Raw genomic sequence first — 23914 nt, 5'->3', positions numbered from 1 at the left:
ATGAAGGCATTCTTTAAATTCTAAATAAAAACTACACGACTCCCTGAGCAAGCATAGCATCGGCCACCTTTACAAATCCGGCGATATTAGCTCCTTTTACATAGTTCACATAACCATCTTCTTCAGCACCATATTTTTTACATTGGTTGTGAATCCCAATCATTATATCCTTTAGTCTCAAATCTACTTCTTCGCTTGTCCAGTTTAAACGGATTGAATTTTGGGTCATTTCTAAACCAGACGCTGCTACTCCTCCCGCATTTGCAGCTTTTCCAGGAGCAAAAAGTACTTTATTGTCTAAAAACAATTTAATTGCATCTAATGTAGAAGGCATATTTGCAGCCTCAGTTACACACAGAACGCCATTATCAATAAGCTTTTTAGCATCTTCGCCATTCAATTCATTTTGAGTAGCACATGGAATTGCAATGTCAACTTTTACCTCCCAAGGACTTTTTCCCTTATGAAAAACAGCTTTAGGGTATTTCTCTAAGTATCTTTCTGCTTTGTTGTCTCCTGTTGCTCTCATTTCAAGCATGTGGTCTATTTTTTCTCCCGAAATCCCTTCTTCATCATAAATATAACCATCAGGCCCTGAAATAGTAACAACTTTACCACCAAGTTCATTTATTTTTAAAGCAACCCCCCACGCAACATTTCCAAAACCTGAAACAGCTACTCTTTTCCCTTTGATTTCATGCCCAATAGTACGCAGCATTTGATCTGTAAAATATACAACACCATAACCTGTAGCTTCGGGTCTGATCAATGAACCTCCGTAAGCCAAACCTTTTCCGGTTAAAACACCCGTAAATTCATTTCTGATTCTTTTATACTGCCCAAACAAATACCCTATTTCTCTTGCACCTACACCAATATCTCCGGCAGGAACATCTAAGTCAGGACCTATATGACGGCATAATTCGGTCATAAATGATTGACAAAAACGCATAATTTCTCCATCAGATTTTCCTTCCGGATCAAAATCAGACCCTCCTTTTCCACCTCCCATCGGAAGTGTGGTCAGACTGTTTTTAAAGACTTGTTCAAAAGCCAAAAATTTCAAAACTGAAAGATTTACGGTATGATGAAATCTGATTCCGCCTTTATAAGGTCCTATTGCTGAATTCATCTGAATTCTAAATCCTCTGTTTACTATGATTTCTCCTTTATCATCTACCCACGGAACCCTGAAAATTATTGATCTTTCAGGCTCAGCTATTCTAAGAAGTAAGTTTTTTCCATCGTATTTTTTTTGTTCAGCAATAAACGGAATTACCGTTTCTGCAAACTCTCTGACCGCCTGAAGAAACTCAGGTTCATTTGGATTTTTTGACTCTACAAGAGCCATAAACTCATTTATTTTTTGTTTCATCATTTTGAAATAAATTACGCTTACAAATCATTTATTTGTATCAATTAAATAAGAAAACATCATTAAGAAAACGTTTTCGTTATTCATAACAAAGGTAAAGTAAATTCGTAATTCAAAATTAACTTTTATAACAATTTTATAATAATTACATATTTTTCAAACAAATTTAAAGTTTGCATTTACAACGATTATATTCCAATATAAACCAACAATTATGATTAGTTTTTTAAGTGTTTCGTTACTTATTTTTTAATTGGCTAATTAATTATTTCAAAGTCGGTTATGTTTTTTATATATTTGCCTATGATTTGAAAGCCGAAAAACTCATGTTCAAGCAAATAGCCTTAACTCTTTTTACATTATTTGGTATTTCCACGGTATCAAATGCACAATTAGCCTACGAAATTGGATTCATAGCTGGTCCTGTAGCTTTTCAGTCTGACTATGGGCAGAGACACGATCAATCCACCAATGTCGGAAATACCGGATTTGGAATTGGTGCAGTTCATTGGATAAACTTTTCATCTGCCGCAAACGGAAACGAATATTTTAACGAACATTTTAAAGTTCGTTCTGAGCTTTCTTTCTCTCACACAAATTTCCAGCATTTTGGAAAATGGATAGAAGGCAAACCATCAGCCGGAAAAGAAAAACTAAAAGCCATGAGTGGAAAAACCAGCTTGTTAAATATTGGAGCTCAGTTAAATTTTTCGCCTTTTACAACAATACATGAGTTCGAAAAATATGTAGGTAGTTTTTATCCTTATTTAAGTATAGGTGCTATGGCGAGTTACTATAATACCAGCGCCAATTCTTCTCTTGGACCACTAGGAACACCAGCTACAACTTTTGATAAATATTTAGTACCTTCTGATGATCATCAATACGGTTTTGCAACCGAGAGCGGCATAACATTCTCTGTACTTCTTGGAGTTGGCGTACAATATAAACTAGATGAAATGAATGATTTACTCTTTGAAGTACGTTATCAGGGTTTTGATTCAGACTGGATTGACGGATTAAATCCTAACCGTGATATTTATAAAGAAAATAAATCAAGAGATTCACAGGTTTGGTTTAATTTTGGATACTCACATTATTTAGAATTCTAAAAAAAACGATATAAAAAACAAACCCCAATTCTTGCGAGTTGGGGTTTTGTTTTTATGATAAAGCTTGTTCTAAATCAGCTATTAAATCTTCTGCATCTTCAATACCTACACTCAAACGAACCAGGTCATCTGTAATTCCAACCTCTGCTCTTTTATCTGCCGGAATTGAAGCATGAGTCATCAAGGCCGGATGATTAGCCAATGATTCTACCCCTCCTAAAGATTCAGCTAAAGTAAATACTTTCAGTTTCTCTAAAAATGCAATTGAATCTTCTTTTTTACCCGAAACGAATGTAAAAGACACCATTCCGCCAAAAGCTTTCATTTGTTTTTTAGCAATTTCATGAAACGGATGGCTTGTTAATCCAGGATAATAAACCGTTTTGATTTTGGGATGATTACTTAAAAAATCCACTACTTTTTCTCCATTTTCACAATGTCTCTGAACTCTTAACGAAAGTGTTTTGATACCTCTTAAAACCAGAAAACTGTCCATTGGTCCTAATGTTGCCCCGGTTGCAAATTGTTGAAAATGTAATTGCTCTCCCATAGCCTGGTCTTTTACAACCAAAGCACCGGCGATAACATCAGAGTGACCTCCTAAATATTTGGTTGCTGAATGCATTACAATATCTGCTCCTAAATCCAATGGTTTTTGCAAATAAGGTGTTGCAAAAGTATTGTCTACCGCGAGCCAGATTTTATTTTCTTTTGTGATTTTGGCAATTTCTTCAATATCAGCTAATTTCATTAACGGATTTGTAGGTGTCTCAACCCATACCAGTTTTGTATTTTCATTAATCAAAGATTTCAATTTTGTAATATCTGTCATATCAACAAAATGGAATTTAATCCCTGAATCTTTATATATTCTTGAAAACATTCTATAAGTACCTCCATACAAATCATCCATGGCAATTACTTCATCACCTGCCTTAAAAGATCTTAAAATACAATCTGTAGCTGCCAAACCCGATGAAAAAGCCAGTCCGCGGGTACCGTTTTCGATACTTGCCAATGCATTTTCTAAAGCAGTTCGGGTTGGATTCGATGCACGGCTATACTCATAATCACCTAATGGCTGTCCGGGACTGGTCTGAACAAAGGTCGAAGTTTGAAATACCGGAGGCATAACCGCTCCTGTAACCGGATCATGATGCTGTCCGCCATGGATCACTTTAGTATTGAATTTCATATAGTTAGTGTTTTTAAATTCTTAAATTTTATACAAATTTACCGTTTAATTTATTCTTATCCTGATACAAGTCCTTACCTTTATGTATAATTAACACTTTTTAAGATGAAACACTTCACTCTTCCTTTGGTGATTCTTATATTACTTTCTTCCTGCACTAAAAGTTTATCCATTGAAAACGAGGCTTTTCAAAAAGAATCAAAAATTCCGTGCAAAAATAATTGTCCAAAAATCACAATCGATGTACCGGTTGCAAAAAACATCCCTATAGTTGCAGACAGCATCAATAAAAAATTATTAAGCGTTATAAAAGAAATCGTTTATTTTGGCGAAGAACCTTTAGAAGCAAAAGACTACGATAGCCTTACTGATTCCTTTATTTCATCCTATGAAGAAATGTACAAAAAATTCCCAACCGAAACATTTGGATGGGAAGCTAAAGTGAAAGGAAATGTTGAATATCAATCGGATCAGATTTTAAACATTAAACTGGATCATTATACTTTTACAGGTGGCGCTCACGGATACCAGGGTTTTCGTTCCCTTATATTTAACCCAAATACAGGAAAAGCGATTTTTAATGATGAATTGTTTAAGAACGAGAAAGAATTTAAAGTTTACGCTGAAAAAGAATTCAGAAGCAAATATAATATTCCGGCCAAAGCCAATATAAACGCAACAGGTTTGATGTTTGAGAACGATAAATTTCAGCTGCCACAGAATATATTTTATACCCAGGAAGGTCTTCTTTTATATTACAACTCTTATGAAGCTGCTTCTTATGCAGATGGTCCGAAAGAACTTTTATTTCCGTATGAAAAAGTCAGTAAATATTTGAAATATCAATAATTGAATCAGATGCACTGCAAGTACATCTCTACTGCAAATCATATTTCATCTTTCGTAAAACCCTTAAAGCTTCCTTAAAAGATAAATATACCTGCCCAAAAGGTTTCAAAAGTAATTTGGAGTCTATCAATTTTTGTTTGGCATCATCAAAACCATTCAAATAACAAATCATAAAAGTAGACGGCAGGTTTTCTAAATCTTTTAATTCACGCTCTGACAAAGCTATCCCTTTTTGCAATTTTTGAAGTAAGGCAATATTCGAATTGTAAATATGAAACAGCATTCGCTTGTTGAATTCCGGAGGCTGAAAAAGCATTTGTCTGTCGATTTTATAATAACCGTTATCAAAAAAATGTATCATCTGTTTTTCTAAAGGATAATAACTTGTTTTATCATTTAATCCCAGAGGCACATATTCGGTTATAGTAAAAGTATCATCATCATAAACAATCGTAACAACATCCTGAGCCGAATAGAAAAGTTTAATTTGTTCGTTAATTAATTCAATATCTACACGGGAAAGAAAGGTTTTATCTCTTGATTTCTTTGGTACTCCTGCCCAGCAAATCACAAACAATTCTTTAAAAACACGATATTTTGGCGACATATCTTTATGCCTGAAATTCATGAAATCAATTACACCGTCGAGTGTATATTGAATACTGTTTCGGGAACTATTTTCGATACCAATTACTGTTTCGGTATTTTGATAATTCTTTTCGATTTCACCTTCAACAGGTATTGAATTACTTCCACGCCTGACAAAAACGCTATTGGACAGAATAGTATGAATTCCTTTTTTGAAAAAGGAAATCTGACTTTTAGGTTTAATTGTCACCAGCCCAATCACTTTATCTTTTGGAAGATTGGGGAATGGCACATTTTCATACTGAATCTTTGGTGGATTTTCTAAAAAAGCATTGACCAGATTCTGGATCCGGCTATCATCAAAAAAATCATCACCCACAATTTCGTTATCCTGATCTTCGACACCAACAACAATATAAGAATTATTGGTTGGGTTTGAATTTGACAATGCACAAATGTGCTTCAAAAACTTTGCTTTTCCTTCGCGTGAGTGCAAATTCAGCTGCCTTTTTTTGTCATAAAAGCTGCTCTCGTCATTATGAGCGAGCAGGTTTTTTATTAAAAGGCGTTTATTGATCATGTTTTAGACTTCTTAGATTTTTTGATTTTAGACTTCTTAGACTAAGACTTCTTAGACTAATATCATCTAAGAAGTCTAATTTCCTAAGATCTATAATGTCTTTTTAACTATTGTCGACGAAGCCTGTGCTGTAGACATGACAATCAAATCGGCAATATTAACATGATACGGTCTTGAAACTACAAAATGAATAATATCGGCTATATCTTCTGCCTTAAGAGGGTCAAAACCTTTATAAACATTTGAAGCTCTTTCTGTATCACCTTTAAAACGTACCTCGCTAAATTCTGTTTCAACCAGACCCGGATGAATTCCGCTTACTTTTACACCAAATGGATTCAAATCGATTCGCATTCCCTGAGTGATAGCGTCAACTGCATGTTTTGATCCACAATAAACGTTTCCGTTAGGATAAACCTCTTTCCCTGCAGTTGAACCAATGTTGATAATATGGCCCGATTTTCTTTCAGTCATTTGCGGAATAACAACTTTCGAAACATATAAAAGTCCTTTTACATTGATATCAATCATGGCATCCCAATCATCAATATCACCATTCTGAATTGGATCCAGACCATGTGCATTCCCGGCATTATTAATTAAAACGTCAATTTCCGAAAAATATTCCGGTAATGAATTTATACTTTCGAAAACGGCATTTTTATCCCTGACATCAAAAGACAAAGAATGTACTTCTGTATATTCTGAAAGTTCTTTTTCGAGTTCAGCCAGACGGTCTTTTCGTCTTCCGCAAATAATAATTTTATAGTGATTTCGTGCAAATATTTGAGCGGTTGCTTTACCAATTCCGCTTGTAGCGCCGGTAATTAAAACTGTTTTTTTCATTCTGTTTATTATGTTTGCCAAAAATTAAAAGATTTCATCAACTGAAAATCCACAGAATCTGTAGCAGCTATTTTTTTGCTTAAAGCGGATTTAAAATTTATAATCGGAAACCAATCATTTTAAAGCAATTCTTCTCCCCTGCTTTCTGTCCAGATTGCAAACCAGTCTTCCTTATCCATTTCCAGTTCTACTGCCTTCATCAAGGATTGGATTCTGGCAACATTTACAGTTCCTGCAACCGGAATTACTTTTGCAGGATGTTTTAAAATCCATGCTAATAAAAGTGTATCAGAGCCTAAATGATACTTTTCTACTAATGTCGAAAGTAATTTTTTAAGGCGGCGAGTTTGTTTAGAGTCTTCTCTAAAAACAGTTCCAAGTGGGTTCCATGCCAATGGTCGGATTCCGTATATTTGCGCATAATCAAAAGTTCCGTCAGTCATCGGTTCAAAATTCGTAGCCGAAAATTGTACCGAATGATAACTAACCTCTGTTTTCTGACGAATTAATTCAACTTGCGAATTGCTGAAATTTCCAACTCCAAAATCAATAATTTTTCCTTCTGATTTTAGTTTTTCAACTGCTTCGGCAATTTCATCAGCCTGCATCAACGGACTTGGTCTTTGCAGTAAAAAAACATCAATATAATCTGTTTTTAATTTCTTCAGGGATTCTTCTGCAGACCAGATAATATGTTCTTTAGAAAGTTCATAATACCTGATTTTATTATTGCGGTTTTCAGTAACCATCTGAATACCGCATTTGGTAATTAACTGCAATTTTTCGCGCGAAATTTTACTGTTCTGAAGTGCCTTTCCAAAATCTGCTTCGGTGGTATAATCACCGTAAATATCAGCATGGTCAAAAGTGGTAATTTTGTTTTCGATACAAAGCTGTATCATGCTTTCCATTTCTTTTGATGTAAGATTTTTATCCCAAACACCCCAATTCCTAATGCCTGAAATTACAGGTGATAATAAAGTTTTGCTCATGGTTTATTATATTAATTTCAATGATTATTATGTGTTTATAAAGCATAATCATCAAAGTTCTTAAAAATATAAAAATAGAATCACAATTCGTCCTTAAAATTAGTGCATTGGTAGAAGTTTTAACCATTTTTTAACATCTTACTTCTCAAAAAATATTCAATTTGCACTCTCAAAAGTTAGGCATAAAAATCAACGTTTTAAAAAGGTTTAAAAACATTTATATGGAAGAAAATACAACGACTTTAGACATTAGAGCGATAAATGAAAAAATTGAAAGAGAAAGTGCTTTTATAGACCTTCTTACAATGGAAATGAACAAAGTTATTGTGGGCCAGAAACATATGGTCGAGCGTTTATTAATCGGGCTTTTAGGACAAGGGCATATTTTACTCGAAGGAGTTCCGGGACTGGCTAAAACTTTAGCAATAAATACACTGTCTCAGGCAGTACAAGGTTCTTTCAGCCGAATCCAGTTTACACCGGATTTATTGCCTGCCGATGTTATCGGAACGATGATTTACAACATCAAAGCAAACGAATTTTCTATTAAAAAAGGGCCAATTTTTGCCAACTTCGTACTTGCCGATGAGATTAACCGTGCTCCTGCTAAAGTTCAGTCTGCACTTTTGGAGGCGATGCAGGAAAAACAAGTTACGATTGGCGATACGACTTTCAAATTAGACCGTCCGTTTTTAGTATTGGCAACACAAAACCCTGTTGAGCAGGAAGGAACATACCAATTACCAGAAGCGCAAGTTGACCGTTTCATGCTTAAAACCGTAATTGATTATCCAAAAATTGACGAAGAGCGTTTTGTAATTCGTCAAAACCTAAAAGGAAGTTACGAAAAAGTTAATCCGGTGGTTTCTGTAGAACAAATTCTGCGTGCGCAGGAAGCTGTTCGTGAAGTTTATATGGATGAAAAAATCGAAAAATATATCTTAGATATCATCTTTGCTACTCGTTACCCTGAGAAATATAAATTAGCCGACTTAAAACCGCTTATCAGTTTTGGAGCATCTCCACGTGGAAGTATCAATTTAGCCAATGCAGCAAAATGTTACGCTTTTATCAAACGTCGCGGATATGTTATTCCGGAAGATGTTCGTGCTGTTGTACATGATGTTTTACGTCACAGAGTTGGTATCACGTACGAGGCTGAAGCTGAAAACATTACTTCTGTAGACATTATCAACAAAATCGTAAACGAGATTGAAGTACCTTAAAAATTTGTTTAATGTTTTAAGTTTCAGGTTTGCTTTATAACAACCTGAAACTTGAAACTTTTAAACTTTAAACAAATAAAATGGATACAAAAGAGCTTTTAAAAAAAGTACGGAAAATAGAAATCAAAACCAAAAGACTGAGCAATCATATCTTTTCGGGAGAGTACCATTCTTCATTTAAAGGACGCGGGATGACTTTTAGCGAAGTACGTCAATACCAATATGGCGATGATATTCGTAACATCGACTGGAATGTAACGGCACGTTATAACGAAGCTCACGTAAAAGTTTTTGAAGAAGAACGCGAACTGACCATGGTTTTAATGGTGGATATTTCGGGTTCTGAAGGTTTTGGCTCAAAAAGTCAGTTTAAAAAAGACATCGTAACCGAAATTGCGGCAACGATGGCTTTTTCGGCTACACAAAATAACGACAAGATTGGATTGATTTTATTTTCTGACAATGTCGAATTGTATATTCCACCAAAAAAAGGCCGCTCGCATGTTTTGAGAATCATTCGTGAATTGATCGAATTTGAACCAAAAAGCCAAAAAACAGATATCGCCCAAGCTTTAAAATTTCTTTCAGGAACACAAAAAAAGAAAGCAATTGTTTTTATGATTTCAGATTTCATGTCTGAAAATTATGAGCACACTTTAAAAATTGCTTCTAAAAAACATGACATTACTGGTGTTCGTGTTTATGATATCCGTGAAGAAAAAATACCAAATTTAGGAATGGTAACGATGCTTGATGCTGAAACCGGAAAAACTCAGCTGGTTGATACGGGTTCGAAAAAGGTTCGAATGAATTATGAAAAACATTATCAGGAACGCGTAAATTATTTCAAAGATATTTTTAGTAAATCCGGAGCTGGCGTAGTAAACACAAGGGTTGATGAGAATTACGTGACTAAATTACTGGGATATTTTAAATCGAGATAATTTAGATTATCAGACATCTTAGATTGTTAGAATATTAGATTAATTTGAAGAATAATTATAAATAAAATCGCTTAAGCTGAATCTGTTTTAAGCATTCATTTTAGACTAAAATCTGAAATCAAAAAATCAAATGAAATTAAAATTTTACATATTTCTATTTTTACTTTCTTCAGCTGTTTTTGCACAAAACAAGCAGATTGAAACGAGTATTGATACTACAAAAAATAAAATTGGTGCCGAGTTTAAGCTCACGCTTAAAACGGTAGTCAGCTCAAAATCTAAAGTTGTTTTTCCAAATTTGAAAAACATTGGTGCTTTAGAAGTAATCCAATCGTATCCTGTTGACACTGTTAAGAAAGACGACACATACGAATTGATTAAAAAATATGGTCTGACACAATTTGATTCGGGAAGATATGTTATTCCGGGCGTAAAAATCTTAATTGATAAAAAACCACATTTAAGTGATCCTGTTTCAGTTGAAATAAACAATATAAAAGTCGATACTCTACAACAAAAAATGTACGACATAAAAGACATTTCTACTGTAGAAAATGGTGTTGGTGGCTGGTGGATTTATCTTTTAATTGGTGTAATTATTCTGGCAATTGGTGCTTTTGTTTATTGGTACATCAAAAAACACCAGAAGAAAAAAATTGAAGAGGAAGTTTATAAAACACCTATCGAAAAAGCGACCAGCTTATTAAATGTTCTGGAGAAAAAAGAACTTTGGCAAAAAGGCGAAATAAAAGAATATTACAGTGAACTGACCGATATTGCCCGAAATTATATCGAAGAAGCAATTCAGATACCGGCAATGGAAAGTACAACTTCTGAATTAATCCAGGGGCTTAAAACGGCTTCTGCCAAAAAGAAAATGAGCCTGACTCCTGAAACTGTTGAAAACCTTGAAAGAGTTTTGAGACAGGCGGATTTGGTAAAATTTGCAAAGTCAAAACCCTTAGAATTTGAAATTACTGAAGACAGAAATAAAATTCAGAAAGCAATTTTAACGCTTGACAATGCTATTCCAACAGAAGTTCCAGCTGAACAAGAAGATCAATTATTAAATGAAGCACAAAAACAAAAGCAAATTCAGCTTCTGTTAAAGAAAAAAAGAAACAAACGAATTATACTTTCGGTTGCTGCAGTTGTTTTTTTACTTACCGCCACAACTACTTATTTTGTTGTCACTAAAGGTTTCAACTACGTAAAAGATAATTTAATTGGACATCCAACCAAAGAATTACTCGAAGGGGAATGGGTCAAAAGTGAGTATGGAAACCCGGGTGTTTTAGTAGAAACTCCAAAGGTTTTACAGCGACTTGATACGCAAAAAGTCTTGCCTAAAGAAGCAATGGCATTAATCAAAGAAATGCAGCTTTTTGGCTATGGAAGTTTACTGGATAACTTTTACATTACCGTTTCTACAGCGAAATTTAAAACCCCAACAGACATTGATTTAGCAAAAGCATTAGAAGGTAATTTAAAAATAATCGAGTCCCAAGGCGCTAAAAATATGATTGTTAAACAGGAAGATTTTGAAACAAAAGAAGGAATCACTGGGATAAAAGGCTATGGTACCTTCACTCTCATCAACGACAACCTGAATTCGAGCACTAAAATTTATTACGAAGTCCTGATGTTTAAACAAGATGGCGGGTTACAGCAAATTGGTATATTTCATGAAGAAGGAGATACGTATGCTAATGATATTTCGGACAGGATTTTAAATTCTGTTGAACTTAAAAAAGCAGGAAACTAATGGAAAAAATAACTTTTTTAAATCCGGAATTCTTTTGGCTTTTTTTATTAATCCCAATTGCAATTGGATGGTTTTTCTGGAAACGTAACCAACAATCGGCTACATTAAAAATGAGTTCAACGCAGGGTTTTAAAAACTCTGAATCTCTTTTGACAAAATTAAAACCTTGCTTATATATCTTCAGGATTATTGCATTATGTTCTTTAATAGTTGCATTAGCAAGACCAAGAACAGTTGATATAAGCAATCAGACGAAAACCACTAAAGGAATTGATATTGTAATGGCAATAGACGTTTCTGGAAGTATGCTGGCTAAAGATTTAAAGCCAAACCGCATGGAAGCTTTGAAAAGGGTTGCAGCTGATTTTGTTAATGAAAGACCAAATGACAGAATCGGACTGGTTTTATATGCTTCTGAAGCTTATACAAAAACTCCTGTGACAAGCGATAAGCCCATTATTTTAGAAGCTATTAAAGAAATTAAATACGATAACGTATTACAGGATGGAACCGGAATTGGAATGGGTCTTGCAACTGCCGTAAACCGTCTTAAAGACAGTAAAGCAAAAAGCAGGGTTATTATTCTGCTTACAGATGGTGTTAATAATGCCGGATTCATCGAACCGGAAACAGCATCGGACATTGCAAAACAATACGGAATAAAAGTATATACTATTGGAATTGGAACTAACGGAATGGCCGAATTCCCGTATGCATACGCTCCAAATGGCGGATTTTTATTCAAAATGCAAAAAGTTGAAATTGACGAACAATTACTTAAAAGTATTGCCAGAAAAACCGATGGAACTTATTTCAGAGCTACCAGCAATGATAAGTTAGCAGAAATATACAATTCAATCAACAAATTAGAAACCACAGAAATTCAGGAATTAAAATTCTATGACTACGATGAAAAATACAGGTTTTTTGTATTGCTCTCAGGGATTTTATTATTGTTAGAAGTTGGTTTAAGAAATACAGTTTACAGGAGCTTTATTTAATTTTTAGGTTATAAAATCTAAAATCTGAATTCAGAAATCTAAAATTTAAAATGGAATTAGACGAAAAAAAATATTTATATCTATTATTTCTCATCCCGATTGTAGTATGTGTTTTTCTTTTTAACATGTATTGGAAAAGAAAAAAACAACGTGAATTTGGTGATTTGGAAATGGTAAAAAGACTAAGCCCTGAACGTTCTGTTTTTAAACCTGTTTTAAAATTAGTATTGTTTCTTTTGGCACTGGCCTGTTTGATTATAGGTTTAGTCAATCCCAAGATTGGAACCAAAATGGAAACAGTTAAACGTGAAGGAATTGATATCGTTTTTGCTGTTGACGTTTCGAAAAGTATGCTCGCAGAAGATGTGGCACCAAGCCGTTTAGAAAAAAGCAAGCAATTGGTTTCGCAAATCATCAATAATTTAGGAAGTGACAGAATTGGGATTGTAGCCTATGCAGGAAGTGCTTTTCCGGTTTTACCAATTACAACAGATTACAGCGTAGCCAAAATGTTCCTGCAAAGTATGAATCCCGGAATGGTTTCTTCACAAGGGACTTCACTGGATGAAGCAATCAGATTATCATCAACTTATTTTGATGAAAAAAGCAAAACCAGTAAACTGCTGATTTTAATTTCTGATGGTGAAGACCATTCTGAAGGAGCTGAAATCGCAGCTGAAGAAGCCAATAAATTTGGAATGAAAATCATTACCATTGGTATTGGGACTGAACAGGGAGGAACTATTCCGCTAAAAGAAAACGGTGTTGTAAGAAGCTATCAAAAAGATAATAATGGTGAAACCGTTATTACAAAACTAAACCAGGAAGGGTTAAAATCGATTGCAAAGGCAACCAAAGGCGGATATGTTTACGGAGGAAGCACAAAAGAAGTGCTGGAATATGTAAAAAACGCATTGAACAATATTCAGAAAACAGAATTTGAAGCTACACAAATGGCCGATTTTCAATCTCAATTTCAATGGTTTTTAGGCTTTGCCTTCTTACTATTATTTCTGGATATCTTTCTATTGGAAAGAAAAACAAACTGGATAAACGAGTTGAATTTATTTAACGAAAAGAAATAATTGTTCAGAGATAAAATTCTGAACAAAAAATAAAAAAACAGAATGAAAAATTTACTTCTTTATATTTTACTAACCTTTTCTTTAGCAGTTTCTGCACAGGAAAAAGACAAAACATTGCCAGAAGCCAATGAAGAATATAAGCAGAATAAATTTGTTGATGCTGAAGCAAATTATAGAATATCACAGTCAAAATTCCCTGACAAAGCTGCTGCTTCCTACAATTTAGGAAATACGATTTATAAACAAAATCAGGCATCTGAGGCAAAATATGCTTATGCAAAAGCGATCAAAAATGCAAAAACCAGACCTGAAAAGCACAAGGCTTTTCATAATTTAGGTAACGTTTTCATGAAAGAGAAAGACTATTCTCAGGCTGTTGAAGCTTATAAAAATGCTTTGCGTAATGATCCTACTGATGATGAGACACGCTATAATTATGCATATGCAAAACAAAAATTAAAAGAGAATCCTCCTAAAAACGATAAGAACAAAGATAAGGACAAGGATAAAAAGAACGACAAAAAAGACGACCAGAAAAAAGACGGCGACAATAAGGATAAAGATAAAAAAGACGGCAAAGACGATCAAAAGAAAGACGACAAAGGCGATAAGGACAAGGACAAAAAAGATGGTAAAAACGATCCGAAAAAAGATGATAAATCCAATAATAACGGAGAGCCAAAACCGATGCCCGGAGGAATTTCAAAAGATCGAGTTCAGAATTTATTAGATGCGGTAAATAATGAAGAAAAGAAAATTCAGGATAAAGTAAATGCACAAAAAGTAAAAGGAAGTCCTAAAAAAGCAGAAAAAGACTGGTAAAATAAGTTTAATCAATCAAAGCAAACAGTTAAACAAAACAACGACTAAACATTAAATGAAAAGATATTTAATTCTATTACTATTCACTTTTCAGGGGCTTATGGCTCAGGTTCAATTTGAAGCCAGAGTAAGCAAGAATACACTTGGAGTTAACGAAAGACTTCGAATTGACTTTATCATGAATGTTGATGGAGATAATTTCGAACAGCCTACTTTTGAGGGTTTCAGAATTGTAGCCGGTCCAAGCCAGCAGATAAGTCAGTCCTGGGTAAATGGAAGAAGTTCATTTCAGAAAATTTATTCTTATTATTTGCTCCCTAATCAAAAAGGTACGCTTATCATCAAACAAGCCGCAATTGAATACAATGGTCAGGTTTACAAAACATCTCCTATCAAAATAATTGTTACCAATGCCGTTGCTCAGGAAAGAGATCCTAATTCGCAACAACAGCAGCAAGGATACGGAAATGAAACATTAAATCTGGTAGCAGAAATTTCAAAAACAAATCCATATATAAATGAACCTATTACAGTCGTTTATAAATTATATTTCTACAATATTGGGGTAACAGGTTTTAAAGAATTGGCTAAACCTAAATACAAAGATTTTTGGAATCAGAACATTGATATCAAACAACTTCATATAGAAGAAGGAATGTATAAAGGCGAACGCTCTTATTTTGTTGTCCTTAAAAAAACGATTTTATACCCTCAAAAATCAGGAAAACTTACTATTGAACCCCTTTCTTTAGACATAGGCGTTCAGCTTCCAACAAACCGCCGTGATATGTTTGGCCAGATGATTATTACCGAAGGAAACAAAACAGTTTCTGCAGGTGCCAAAACCATTAACGTCAGAGCACTTCCAGAGGCAAATAAACCTATTGGTTTTACAGGAGCTGTTGGTAAATTTGATTTTAAAGTTATCCCTTCGAAAACTTCCTTAAAAAATGGGGAGAGTCTTGATTTGATTGTTAGTGCTACAGGTACAGGAAACATGAAATTATTTACTTTACCTAAACCTGTTGTGCCAAATGCATTAGAAATGTATGATCCTGTTCATGACGAAAAAGTGAATACATCACTTGCAGGAATGTCAGGAAAAATTTCGGACAAGTATACAATTATTCCACAATACAAAGGCAAATATGCTATAAAGCCAATGGAATTTTCGTATTTTGATTTGAATTCAGGCAGTTATAAAACTATAACTTCTCCTGAAATTATGATTGATGTTTTAGACGGACCAATGCAAACTCAGGCTGTAGCATCAAATACATCAAAAAATGTGATTACCAAATCCGAACAATTTAAATATATCAAGCCAAAAACTATTTTAGTTTCGACAGCAAAAGATGATTTTTACGGATCTGATTTGTATTATAGTTTATTGTTATTGCCTTTCGTGATTTTACCGATTATTGTGATTGCTAAGAAGAAAAAAGAAGCAATTGACAGCGATGTTACCGGTAATAGAATTAAGATGAATAATAAGCTTGCGAAGAAATATTTATCTGAAGCAAAAAAACAGCTTAACAATAAAGAGCCATTTTATATTGCATTGGAAAAAGCAATGCATAATTTCCTGAAAGCTAAATTGCATATTGAAACTTCAGAAATGAGCAAAGACAACATCCGTGAATTATTGTTATCCAGAAATGCAAATCCGGAAACTGTTCAAAGCTTTATTAATTTAACTGAAAACTGCGAGTTTGCAAGATATGCACCTGCATCAGGCGCTTCAATTCAGCAGGATTATGACAAAGCTGTTTTAATTATTTCAGAATTAGAAAAACAAATTGTTTAGTTTTTAACCGCAACGTTCGCTAAGAATTGATTTAGCTTTCGCTGAATTAAAGTTCGCAAAGTTGAAAATATTACAAATAGAAAAATGAAAAACATACTATATCTCTTTTTATTAATCTCTCAGGTTTTCTTTGCTCAAAACAGCTTTGAAAAGGGAAATGCCTTGTACCAAAAGGGACAATATCAACAGGCGGCCCAAACTTATGAAAGCATTATCAAGGAAGATAAACAACACTCAGCAGAGTTATATTTTAACTTAGGAAATTGTTATTACAAGCTTAATAAAGTAGCGCTTTCGATTTATAATTATGAAAAGGCTCTTGTTCTGAAACCACATGATCCCGAAACTTTAAACAATCTGAAATTTGCCAAAAAACTAACCATTGACGAAATTAAGGAAGTTCCGAAGGTTGGTTTTGCAAAACTCATTCAAAATTTTACCGGTATTTTTAATTATAATATCTGGGCCTGGATTTCGGTAGGAATTGCATTTGCTTTTTTACTGAGTTTTATTGGCTATTATTTTTCACAGCTTACACTTTCGAAAAGGATTTATTTTATAGGAATGTTTATTTTGTTGTTTGCTTTGGTATTAAGTGCCTCTGCAGGAATAACTGAAAAAGATCACTATAATAATGATCGTCCTGCGATAGTTTTTGCCGAAATGACAGAGGTACGAAGCGAACCTCAAAAAGCAGGATCGAGCATTTTCCTATTACATGAAGGGGCTAAAGTTTATGTAAAAGAAGCTTTGGAAAACTGGAAAAAAATTGAATTGACAGATGGTACAGAAGGCTGGATCGATGCTTCTGCTATCAGGGAAGTTAAATAGTAAATTATTTCATAAAAAAAAGTCCGTTTCTAAATTCAGAAACGGACTTTTTTTTATGTGATTGAATTCTCTAATCTAAAGATTCTGTTAGTTTTTTGAAAACTGTTTTGGCATTTTTACCTTCATACAATACAGCGTAAACCGCATCAATAATAGGTGTTTTTGCTCCATAACCCTGATTTAATTTATAAGCACTTTTAGTTGCATAATACCCTTCAGCAACCATACTCATTTCCATCATAGCACTTTTTACTGTATAGCCTTTTCCGATCATATTACCGAACATTCTGTTTCTTGAAAATACCGAATATCCTGTAACTAATAAGTCGCCTAAATAAGCAGAGTCATTGATGTCGCGTTTCATTTTATGCACTTTCTTGATAAATTTTCGCATTTCCCGGATTCCGTTACTCATCATTACAGACTGAAAATTATCACCATATCCTAAACCATGCGCAATTCCGGCAGCAATAGCATAAATATTTTTCAGCATTGCTGCATATTCGGTTCCGATAATATCGTCCGAAATTTTAGCTTTGATATAATTACTCGATAATATTTTGGCAACTGTACAGGCTTTATCAGGATCACCGCAGGCAATAGTTAAATAAGAAAGCCTTTCCAAAGCTACTTCTTCAGCGTGACAAGGACCAGTAATAACGCCAATATTATAATACGGAATATCGTATTGAATATGAAAATGTTCCCCAACAATCAGGCTTGTTTCAGGAACAATTCCTTTAATAGCCGAAAAGATAATTTTATTTTCCAGAGAAACCGTTAACGGCTCTAATTCTGCACTTAAAAAAGCCGAAGGAATAGCAAAAATCAAGTAATCTGCATATTCAATTGCTTCGTTTATATTGTTGGTTAATTTAAGCTTTGTAGTATCAAATTCAACGGAACTTAAATAATTTGGATTATGCTTGTATTTTTGAATGTGTTCTATTGCTGCATCATTTCGCATATACCACGAAATTTCAGGAAGATTCACACATAACATTTTTGCAATTGCAGTTGCCCAGCTCCCTCCTCCAATTACTGCAAATTTTAAATTTTGGCTCATTATTTTAATTAATTTAAAGCAAAAGTACTTAATAATGCAGTAATATCACAAAATGTAGTTTAAGATTTTTTTTAAACTACTACAATGAGATATTTTAAAGAAATTCAGGAAATAAAGAATTTTCAACTTATTTATTAATTTTCGTAGAAACAATATAAAAAAAGTTATTTTTGAAGAAATTTCTTTCAATATGACCCTTAAAATTTACACATTTATTTGTATTCTTACTACTGCACTTTCATTCTCACAAAACACACAACCCGATTATTTTGATCAGGATTGGAAAAAAACTTCAAAGGAAAAAGCCTCTTTTTATAGAATTATGCCTTTTAAAAGAATCGGTAACTTGAATTTAATTGAAGACTTTTACATGAATAAAACGCCTCAGTTTCAGGGTTACTCTTTACAAAATGATGAAAATAGTTATGTGGGAGATATCGTTTGGTATGATGAAAACGGTTTTGATTCATCTGCCTATCAATTCTATAATTATTCTGTACCCTCCTTAACTTACTATTATCCTAATGGAAAAAAGCATAAAACTATTCAATATAAAGATGGTAAAAGAGATGGCCTGACAATTATATATCATCAAGATGGAACAGTTTTGATGAAAGGAAAATATAGCAAAGGGCAACCAATAGAAGGAGATTTTGAAGAGGTTATAAACTGGGACAATTACAGACAAAATGAATCAGAAAAAGAAACTGTCATTGAGGTGAGTGATGAACCCCTAATAGTAGCGTCACCACAAATACAAACAATAGATGCTCCTGTAGAAGCTTCAGCCGTCCCTAAAAAACAAATTGTAAAAAAAATAATTAAGAAAAAAATATTCTGGATCAACTCTAAACAATTAGCGGAAGAAACCTGGTATGAAGTTGGGGATTATTCTCCACACCCAATAAAACAAGTGAATTATGATGTAACTGGTAAAATTCTGCAAACAATAGAAAAAAATGATTTTGAAGAATATCGCAATGACATTTCAAATGGTGCTGTTTATGAATACTATGTTCAAAATAAATTTGCAGTAGCTGTTAAATCAAAGACAGATTATAAAGGAAAACAAAAAGCCGGAGAAGAAATAAAGTATTATCCAAACGGTAAAATTTTGGAAATTACTAAATACAGTAATGGTGAAAGAGTAGGTGATCAAATAGTATATAATGAAAATGAAGTAATCACAAAAAAACGTACATACAAAAATGGAGAACCCTTTGAAGGTAATTTTGATGAAAATATTTCCGGAATTTTTATGGTTAACCAAAGTTATATAAAAGGATTAAAAGAAGGAGAAGCAATCGTAAAAACTGACAAAGACAGCATTGTTGCTAAAGGAATTTACAAAAATGACAGAGCATTTAACGGGACTTTTATTGAGAAAAAGCAAGAAGATTATCATGAGTTGATTAATCTTGTGAATTTTAAGAAAAACGGCATCCAAAAAGTTTTCAATTATTATATCGATAACATTATTAAAACTTACACTTGCTTAAATGGCGTATTAAATGGGGAAACTGTTTTTTATGAAGATAAAATAATAATTGCAAAGCTGGAATACAAAAACGATTTGCCTTATGAGGGAAAATTAGTTTCATCTGAAACTGCTACAATATATAGAAAAGGAGAAATTACCCAAGAGATTTTTTATAAAAGCAAATATGACAGAACAGAAGAAAGTGATATTTTAAAATCTAAATATTTTACCAATGGAAAACTCACAAAAATTGTTGATCATTCTTTTTCAATTACAGAGAATATTCAGGAATCATATGAAGGAATTTATAAAAATGAGAAGCCCTATTCAGGATATTTTTCTGCAGATTTACGCGAATTCAACTATGTAGACTATTACGAGAACGGAATTAAAAAATATCAGTACTCTAATAATTATTTGGAGAATCTTGATAACTACCAACATCAAAATTATAATATAAAATCAATCTATAAGAACGGAAAAATAGTAGATGGTGTGGAATATATAAAACTTAACCGTCAATTTTTATCTAAGTATTGGAAAAACGGTATTTTAGAAAGTTTTGATTTTGATATTTTTGCGGTGCATTATTTTAATCGTTTTCACTTTGAGTTAAAAAATAATAGCATTGAAATTACTGATTTAAATAAAGAAAAAAAAGGAAAAATTGTTAGTGAGAAGGCAGGAAATAAAATTATATACAAATTGATTATTGAGGATGAAGTGATAGTCTCAGAATCATCATTAGACCTTAATAATATCCCTGAAGAATTTGGAACAATTGTATATTATGAATCAGAAAATACAATTGAAGCGAAATTTGTAGATTCAAAAATAGTGAATAATGAAAAACGCCAGGAATCAGATATGCTCTATGGTATATTTACCTCTAATATAAATACTTCAAAAACAATAACTGAAAATTTCAACACAATAGTTGATAATTTTTCGAAAGAAGAAAATGCCGAAGAAAAGGTTGGAAAACGAGATATTGATACTTATCTAACAGGATTAAGATTTAATCAATCGAAAAAACCTGAAATTGGAATATTGATATTGAAAAACAAAAACAATTCTTATGATTTAAAATCATTTTTTAACGGGAAAATTTTGGAAGAACGGAAAAGTATAGACATAAAAAATATCAGAAAAGAAGTTGAAATAATTAATTCAATCGTTCAAAAAAAAATGAACAATGATTTAAAATAATTTCTTAAATCTATGATATTATTTTAAAAAAAATACATCACACAATAAACTTAAAAAACTAACGTTGTAACACATTATAAATTAGATTTTTAAATGAATTTAGTAAAAATTGAGTTAGTTAGTTTTGTTTTAGTATTTTAAAAAGGCGTTCCTAAATATTTTAAGAACGCCTTTTTTGTTATTTATATTTGAACTTTTAATAACTCAACTCTACAATAGATTTTACTTTATCTAAAGTCACCAGTTGTTTTTCTCCTAAACCTTTCCAGCCTCTTTCATCAAAACGATTTACGATAAAATCTGCTGTTTTGCTATAATCATTTGTGTATTGAGAAAGTTTAGTATCCATTCCCATAGTATGGAAAAATTCTACTGTTTTATTTATAGCTTCTTTTGCAACTTCATCATCAGAACCTGTTAAGTTGAAGATTCTTCTTCCGTATTGTGCCAATTTTCCTTTTTTGGTTTCAAACATCACATTATACAAACTTGGGCCAATAATCGCCAGAGTTCTTGCGTGATCGATTCCGTATAAAGCGGTTAATTCGTGACCAATCATATGTGTCGCCCAGTCTGAAGGAACTCCTTTTTGGATTAATCCGTTTAAAGCCATTGTGCAGCTCCACATAAAATTGGAAGCCAAAGCATAATCCGTTGGATCTTCGACAACTTTTGGTCCCACTTCAATTAATGTCTGTAGAATTCCTTCAGCAATTCGGTCTTGTAAAAAACCTTCATGCGGATACGTCAGATATTGTTCCATTACGTGTGTGTAAGCATCGACAACCCCATTCTGAATTTGTCTTTTTGGTAAAGATTCAATTACAGTTGGATCACAAATAGAGAATTTCGGAAACATGGCACTTCCACCAAAAGCGAGTTTTTCCTGAGTTGCTTTAATCGTAACCACAGAACCCGAATTCATTTCGCTTCCCGTTGCCGGCAATGTCAAAACGGTTCCAAAAGGCACGGCATTATCTTTAATCAACAAACGTTTTTGTAAAATATCAATCGGATTCCCATCAAAATGAACCGCTGCCGAAATAAATTTTACTCCATCAATAACAGATCCGCCACCAACAGCGAGAATAAAATCAATTTTTTCGGCTTTTATCACTTCTACCGCTTTCATTAAAGTCTCAAAATGCGGATTGGGTTCAATGCCTCCAAATTCAACAATATTGAAACCTTTTAGGTTATTAATTACCTGTTCGTGAATTCCGTTTTTAAAAATACTTCCGCCACCATAAGCCAATAATATTTTAGCATCTTTTGGAACCAAAGTCGAAAGTTTTTCAATTTGTCCTTTTCCGAAAATTAAATTTGTCGGATTGTATAATTCAAAGTTTAGCATTTTTTTATTTTTTTAATTGTGCCATTAATTTTTCAGCTACCAGTTTTGATGAAGCCGGATTTTGACCTGTAATCAACAAACCGTCTTCTACTGCATAAGGTGCCCAATCAGCTCCTTTTGAATATTCACCACCATTGGCTTTCAAAGCATCTTCTAATAAAAACGGAACCACTTTTGTCAATCCGACACCTTCTTCTTCGGTATTTGAAAATCCGGTAACTTTTTTGTCTTTTACTAAATAAGAACCATCGATTTTTACATTTTTTAATGCTGCTGGCGCGTGACAAACAAAACTTACTGGTTTTTTATGATTGTAAAAAGATTCAATTAAAGCAATAGAATTTTGATCTACAGCCAAATCCCACATTGGTCCGTGACCACCCGGATAAAACACTGCATCAAAATCTTTTTGATTCACTTCTGTAATTTTATGTGTATGTTTTAGTTTTTCCTGTAAGGCTAAATCCGCATCAAAACGTTTAGTGTCTTCTGTAGCAGCACCCGGATCATTACTTTTTGGATCAATTGGCGGCTGACCACCCAAAGGACTTGCAATCTCTACAATATAGCCCTGATCTATCAGCGTATAATAAGGAGCAGCAAATTCTTCTGTCCAAAATCCTGTTTTCTCACCTGTATCTCCTAATTTGTCATGGCTCGTAAGCACAAATAATACTTTTTTCATCTGTTTTTTATTTAATTTTTGAGCAGTAGTCGAAATGCTACCTGCTGTGAAAGCGATTATCGCAAATAATGCTATTTTGTTCATTTGATTAATTTTAAACAAATTTACAGCTTATGTGATATTTGTAAAAATAAAATAAACTATGTTTGTTATAAATAAAACTATATCATGGTAAATCTGGAATGGTACAGAACGTTTAAAGCGGTTTATAAAAATGGAAACTTTTCTATCGCTGCTAAGGAATTATTTATGAGTCAGCCGGCAGTTAGTCAGCAAATTTCTATGCTGGAAGCTCATGTTGGGAATAAATTATTTATTCGAAAGTCTAAAGGCGTAGAACCAACAGAATACGCTAAGTTACTGAATAACTTAATTATAGATGCACTTGATCGGCTTGAAAATGTAGAAAACACATTCAGGGCTAAAGCAGAAGATGCAACCCGGTTAATTTCTGTGGGAATTTCAAAACATCTTTTCAGTAGTGTTGGTAATGCTTTAATTGCAAAATTTGATTTAATCGATTTTACTTTTGCCGATGATGACACTCTTTTTTCATTAGTCGATTCTAAAAAACTGGACTTTGCTATTGTTTCCAAAAAATACGATACGTTTGATACCATTCAGGAAACGGTTGCTAAAATTAAACTGGTGATGGTTGGACCAATGAATTTAGATATTACTGAATTTCGCCAAAAACTGAAATCAGATAATTTTACTGAAGCGGAACAGTGGCTGAACGAACAAAAATGGTATTCACATGATGCCAGAATTCCACACATAAAATTGTTTTGGCTTCATGCTTTCCACAAAAAAAGACCTTCTATGGTTCCCAATTATATCATTCCGTCAGAATATGAAATGCTGGAAATGCTTTCCAAAAATTCCGGTGTTGCCGTAACATGGAATTGCAATGCGAGAAAATTTATCCAGCAAAACAAACTACAATTGGTTTGGAATAGTTTTCACGTGCCTGAAGAATATGTCTATTTACTGGCTGCTAAAAACAACAATCTGAAAACCTTTTTTGACATTATTGCCAATGAGGTAAGAATTGCATTATCTACTTAACATAATAGTCTTCAATAAAATCATCAAAAATGAT

The 23914-nt window shown here is 33.3% G+C and carries 20 protein-coding genes; 12 read left to right on the top strand and 8 right to left on the bottom strand.

What is annotated here, in order from left to right; all coding sequences use genetic code 11:
• Positions 1-31: 31 nt before the first annotated feature.
• A complete protein-coding gene (gene gdhA / locus DMB68_RS14520; RefSeq protein ID WP_110347393.1) occupies positions 32-1375 on the bottom strand; it encodes an NADP-specific glutamate dehydrogenase in 1344 nt (447 codons plus the stop codon).
• Between the two features lie 326 nt (positions 1376-1701).
• On the opposite strand from gdhA, the gene DMB68_RS14515 reads away from it, so the two are divergent.
• Positions 1702-2487 carry a THC0290_0291 family protein gene (locus DMB68_RS14515; protein ID WP_110347392.1) on the top strand — a complete coding sequence of 262 codons (786 nt, stop codon included), beginning with the start codon at positions 1702-1704 and terminating at the stop codon, positions 2485-2487.
• Positions 2488-2539: 52 nt separating this feature from the next.
• Here the strand turns inward: DMB68_RS14515 and DMB68_RS14510 are convergent, their stop codons facing one another.
• Positions 2540-3682 carry a cystathionine gamma-synthase gene (locus tag DMB68_RS14510; protein ID WP_110347391.1) on the bottom strand — a complete coding sequence of 381 codons (1143 nt, stop codon included), beginning with the start codon at positions 3680-3682 and terminating at the stop codon, positions 2540-2542.
• 105 nt (positions 3683-3787) lie between these two features.
• Between DMB68_RS14510 and DMB68_RS14505 the strand changes: the two genes are divergently transcribed.
• Positions 3788-4531 carry a DUF3298 and DUF4163 domain-containing protein gene (locus DMB68_RS14505; RefSeq protein ID WP_110347390.1) on the top strand — a complete coding sequence of 248 codons (744 nt, stop codon included), beginning with the start codon at positions 3788-3790 and terminating at the stop codon, positions 4529-4531.
• A gap of 28 nt (positions 4532-4559) precedes the next feature.
• Here DMB68_RS14505 and DMB68_RS14500 read toward each other — a convergent pair whose 3' ends face one another.
• The 3 genes from DMB68_RS14500 to DMB68_RS14490 form a co-directional block, all read right to left on the bottom strand.
• Entirely contained in the window at positions 4560-5699 is a 1140-nt protein-coding gene (locus tag DMB68_RS14500) for an ATP-binding protein (RefSeq protein ID WP_110347389.1), read from the bottom strand.
• Between the two features lie 90 nt (positions 5700-5789).
• Positions 5790-6545 carry an SDR family NAD(P)-dependent oxidoreductase gene (locus DMB68_RS14495; RefSeq protein WP_110347388.1) on the bottom strand — a complete coding sequence of 252 codons (756 nt, stop codon included), beginning with the start codon at positions 6543-6545 and terminating at the stop codon, positions 5790-5792.
• A gap of 119 nt (positions 6546-6664) precedes the next feature.
• Positions 6665-7537 carry an aldo/keto reductase gene (locus DMB68_RS14490; RefSeq protein WP_110347387.1) on the bottom strand — a complete coding sequence of 291 codons (873 nt, stop codon included), beginning with the start codon at positions 7535-7537 and terminating at the stop codon, positions 6665-6667.
• 221 nt (positions 7538-7758) lie between these two features.
• Between DMB68_RS14490 and DMB68_RS14485 the strand changes: the two genes are divergently transcribed.
• The 8 genes from DMB68_RS14485 to DMB68_RS14450 all read left to right on the top strand — a co-directional run bounded on the left by DMB68_RS14485 (position 7759) and on the right by DMB68_RS14450 (position 17018).
• On the top strand, positions 7759-8763 hold the full coding sequence (locus DMB68_RS14485; protein WP_017497457.1) for an AAA family ATPase: 1005 nt from the start codon (positions 7759-7761) through the stop codon (positions 8761-8763).
• 80 nt (positions 8764-8843) lie between these two features.
• Positions 8844-9707 (top strand): DUF58 domain-containing protein, encoded by an 864-nt coding sequence (locus DMB68_RS14480; RefSeq protein WP_031455109.1) that lies wholly within the window; start codon positions 8844-8846, stop codon positions 9705-9707.
• 130 nt (positions 9708-9837) lie between these two features.
• The gene (locus DMB68_RS14475; protein ID WP_110347386.1) at positions 9838-11472 is read left to right on the top strand and encodes a hypothetical protein; all 1635 of its coding nucleotides are present in this window, start codon (positions 9838-9840) and stop codon (positions 11470-11472) included.
• Positions 11472-12473, top strand: coding sequence for a vWA domain-containing protein (locus DMB68_RS14470; protein WP_110347385.1), 1002 nt, complete (start codon positions 11472-11474; stop codon positions 12471-12473). Before DMB68_RS14475 ends, DMB68_RS14470 begins: the two co-directional genes overlap by 1 nt.
• Before the next feature lie 50 nt (positions 12474-12523).
• Positions 12524-13558, top strand: coding sequence for a VWA domain-containing protein (locus DMB68_RS14465; RefSeq protein WP_110347384.1), 1035 nt, complete (start codon positions 12524-12526; stop codon positions 13556-13558).
• A 42-nt stretch (positions 13559-13600) separates the two neighbouring features.
• Positions 13601-14380: a tetratricopeptide repeat protein gene (locus DMB68_RS14460; RefSeq protein WP_110347383.1), complete on the top strand. Its 780-nt coding sequence runs from the start codon at positions 13601-13603 to the stop codon at positions 14378-14380.
• Positions 14381-14435: 55 nt separating this feature from the next.
• Positions 14436-16187 carry a BatD family protein gene (locus DMB68_RS14455; protein ID WP_110347382.1) on the top strand — a complete coding sequence of 584 codons (1752 nt, stop codon included), beginning with the start codon at positions 14436-14438 and terminating at the stop codon, positions 16185-16187.
• Between the two features lie 84 nt (positions 16188-16271).
• Positions 16272-17018 carry a tetratricopeptide repeat protein gene (locus tag DMB68_RS14450; RefSeq protein ID WP_110347381.1) on the top strand — a complete coding sequence of 249 codons (747 nt, stop codon included), beginning with the start codon at positions 16272-16274 and terminating at the stop codon, positions 17016-17018.
• Between the two features lie 70 nt (positions 17019-17088).
• On the opposite strand, the gene DMB68_RS14445 is transcribed toward DMB68_RS14450, so the two are convergent.
• Entirely contained in the window at positions 17089-18084 is a 996-nt protein-coding gene (locus tag DMB68_RS14445; protein ID WP_110347380.1) for an NAD(P)H-dependent glycerol-3-phosphate dehydrogenase, read from the bottom strand.
• 190 nt (positions 18085-18274) lie between these two features.
• Between DMB68_RS14445 and DMB68_RS14440 the strand changes: the two genes are divergently transcribed.
• Positions 18275-20773 (top strand): toxin-antitoxin system YwqK family antitoxin, encoded by a 2499-nt coding sequence (locus DMB68_RS14440; RefSeq protein ID WP_110347379.1) that lies wholly within the window; start codon positions 18275-18277, stop codon positions 20771-20773.
• A 196-nt stretch (positions 20774-20969) separates the two neighbouring features.
• Here DMB68_RS14440 and DMB68_RS14435 read toward each other — a convergent pair whose 3' ends face one another.
• Together DMB68_RS14435 and DMB68_RS14430 are read right to left on the bottom strand one after the other, a co-directional pair.
• A complete protein-coding gene (locus tag DMB68_RS14435; protein WP_110347378.1) occupies positions 20970-22127 on the bottom strand; it encodes an iron-containing alcohol dehydrogenase in 1158 nt (385 codons plus the stop codon).
• Positions 22128-22131: 4 nt separating this feature from the next.
• Positions 22132-22896 (bottom strand): type 1 glutamine amidotransferase domain-containing protein, encoded by a 765-nt coding sequence (locus DMB68_RS14430; RefSeq protein WP_165830145.1) that lies wholly within the window; start codon positions 22894-22896, stop codon positions 22132-22134.
• Between the two features lie 84 nt (positions 22897-22980).
• Between DMB68_RS14430 and DMB68_RS14425 the strand changes: the two genes are divergently transcribed.
• A complete protein-coding gene (locus tag DMB68_RS14425; RefSeq protein WP_110347377.1) occupies positions 22981-23880 on the top strand; it encodes a LysR family transcriptional regulator in 900 nt (299 codons plus the stop codon).
• Positions 23881-23914 lie beyond the last annotated feature (34 nt).

It is taken from the genome of Flavobacterium hydrophilum (assembly GCF_003202405.1).
GTDB classification, from domain to species: Bacteria; Bacteroidota; Bacteroidia; order Flavobacteriales; family Flavobacteriaceae; genus Flavobacterium; species Flavobacterium hydrophilum.
Note: the sequence above shows the minus strand (reverse complement) of the source record. Positions and strands in the feature narration are given on the sequence as shown.

Coding starts and splice junctions, on each gene's coding strand:
- gdhA (WP_110347393.1), bottom strand. CDS start 1,375: ATGAAACAAAAAATAAATGAGTTTATGGCTCTTGTAGAGTCAAAAAAT.
- DMB68_RS14515 (WP_110347392.1), top strand. CDS start 1,702: ATGTTCAAGCAAATAGCCTTAACTCTTTTTACATTATTTGGTATTTCC.
- DMB68_RS14510 (WP_110347391.1), bottom strand. CDS start 3,682: ATGAAATTCAATACTAAAGTGATCCATGGCGGACAGCATCATGATCCG.
- DMB68_RS14505 (WP_110347390.1), top strand. CDS start 3,788: ATGAAACACTTCACTCTTCCTTTGGTGATTCTTATATTACTTTCTTCC.
- DMB68_RS14500 (WP_110347389.1), bottom strand. CDS start 5,699: ATGATCAATAAACGCCTTTTAATAAAAAACCTGCTCGCTCATAATGAC.
- DMB68_RS14495 (WP_110347388.1), bottom strand. CDS start 6,545: ATGAAAAAAACAGTTTTAATTACCGGCGCTACAAGCGGAATTGGTAAA.
- DMB68_RS14490 (WP_110347387.1), bottom strand. CDS start 7,537: ATGAGCAAAACTTTATTATCACCTGTAATTTCAGGCATTAGGAATTGG.
- DMB68_RS14485 (WP_017497457.1), top strand. CDS start 7,759: ATGGAAGAAAATACAACGACTTTAGACATTAGAGCGATAAATGAAAAA.
- DMB68_RS14480 (WP_031455109.1), top strand. CDS start 8,844: ATGGATACAAAAGAGCTTTTAAAAAAAGTACGGAAAATAGAAATCAAA.
- DMB68_RS14475 (WP_110347386.1), top strand. CDS start 9,838: ATGAAATTAAAATTTTACATATTTCTATTTTTACTTTCTTCAGCTGTT.
- DMB68_RS14470 (WP_110347385.1), top strand. CDS start 11,472: ATGGAAAAAATAACTTTTTTAAATCCGGAATTCTTTTGGCTTTTTTTA.
- DMB68_RS14465 (WP_110347384.1), top strand. CDS start 12,524: ATGGAATTAGACGAAAAAAAATATTTATATCTATTATTTCTCATCCCG.
- DMB68_RS14460 (WP_110347383.1), top strand. CDS start 13,601: ATGAAAAATTTACTTCTTTATATTTTACTAACCTTTTCTTTAGCAGTT.
- DMB68_RS14455 (WP_110347382.1), top strand. CDS start 14,436: ATGAAAAGATATTTAATTCTATTACTATTCACTTTTCAGGGGCTTATG.
- DMB68_RS14450 (WP_110347381.1), top strand. CDS start 16,272: ATGAAAAACATACTATATCTCTTTTTATTAATCTCTCAGGTTTTCTTT.
- DMB68_RS14445 (WP_110347380.1), bottom strand. CDS start 18,084: ATGAGCCAAAATTTAAAATTTGCAGTAATTGGAGGAGGGAGCTGGGCA.
- DMB68_RS14440 (WP_110347379.1), top strand. CDS start 18,275: ATGACCCTTAAAATTTACACATTTATTTGTATTCTTACTACTGCACTT.
- DMB68_RS14435 (WP_110347378.1), bottom strand. CDS start 22,127: ATGCTAAACTTTGAATTATACAATCCGACAAATTTAATTTTCGGAAAA.
- DMB68_RS14430 (WP_165830145.1), bottom strand. CDS start 22,896: ATGAACAAAATAGCATTATTTGCGATAATCGCTTTCACAGCAGGTAGC.
- DMB68_RS14425 (WP_110347377.1), top strand. CDS start 22,981: ATGGTAAATCTGGAATGGTACAGAACGTTTAAAGCGGTTTATAAAAAT.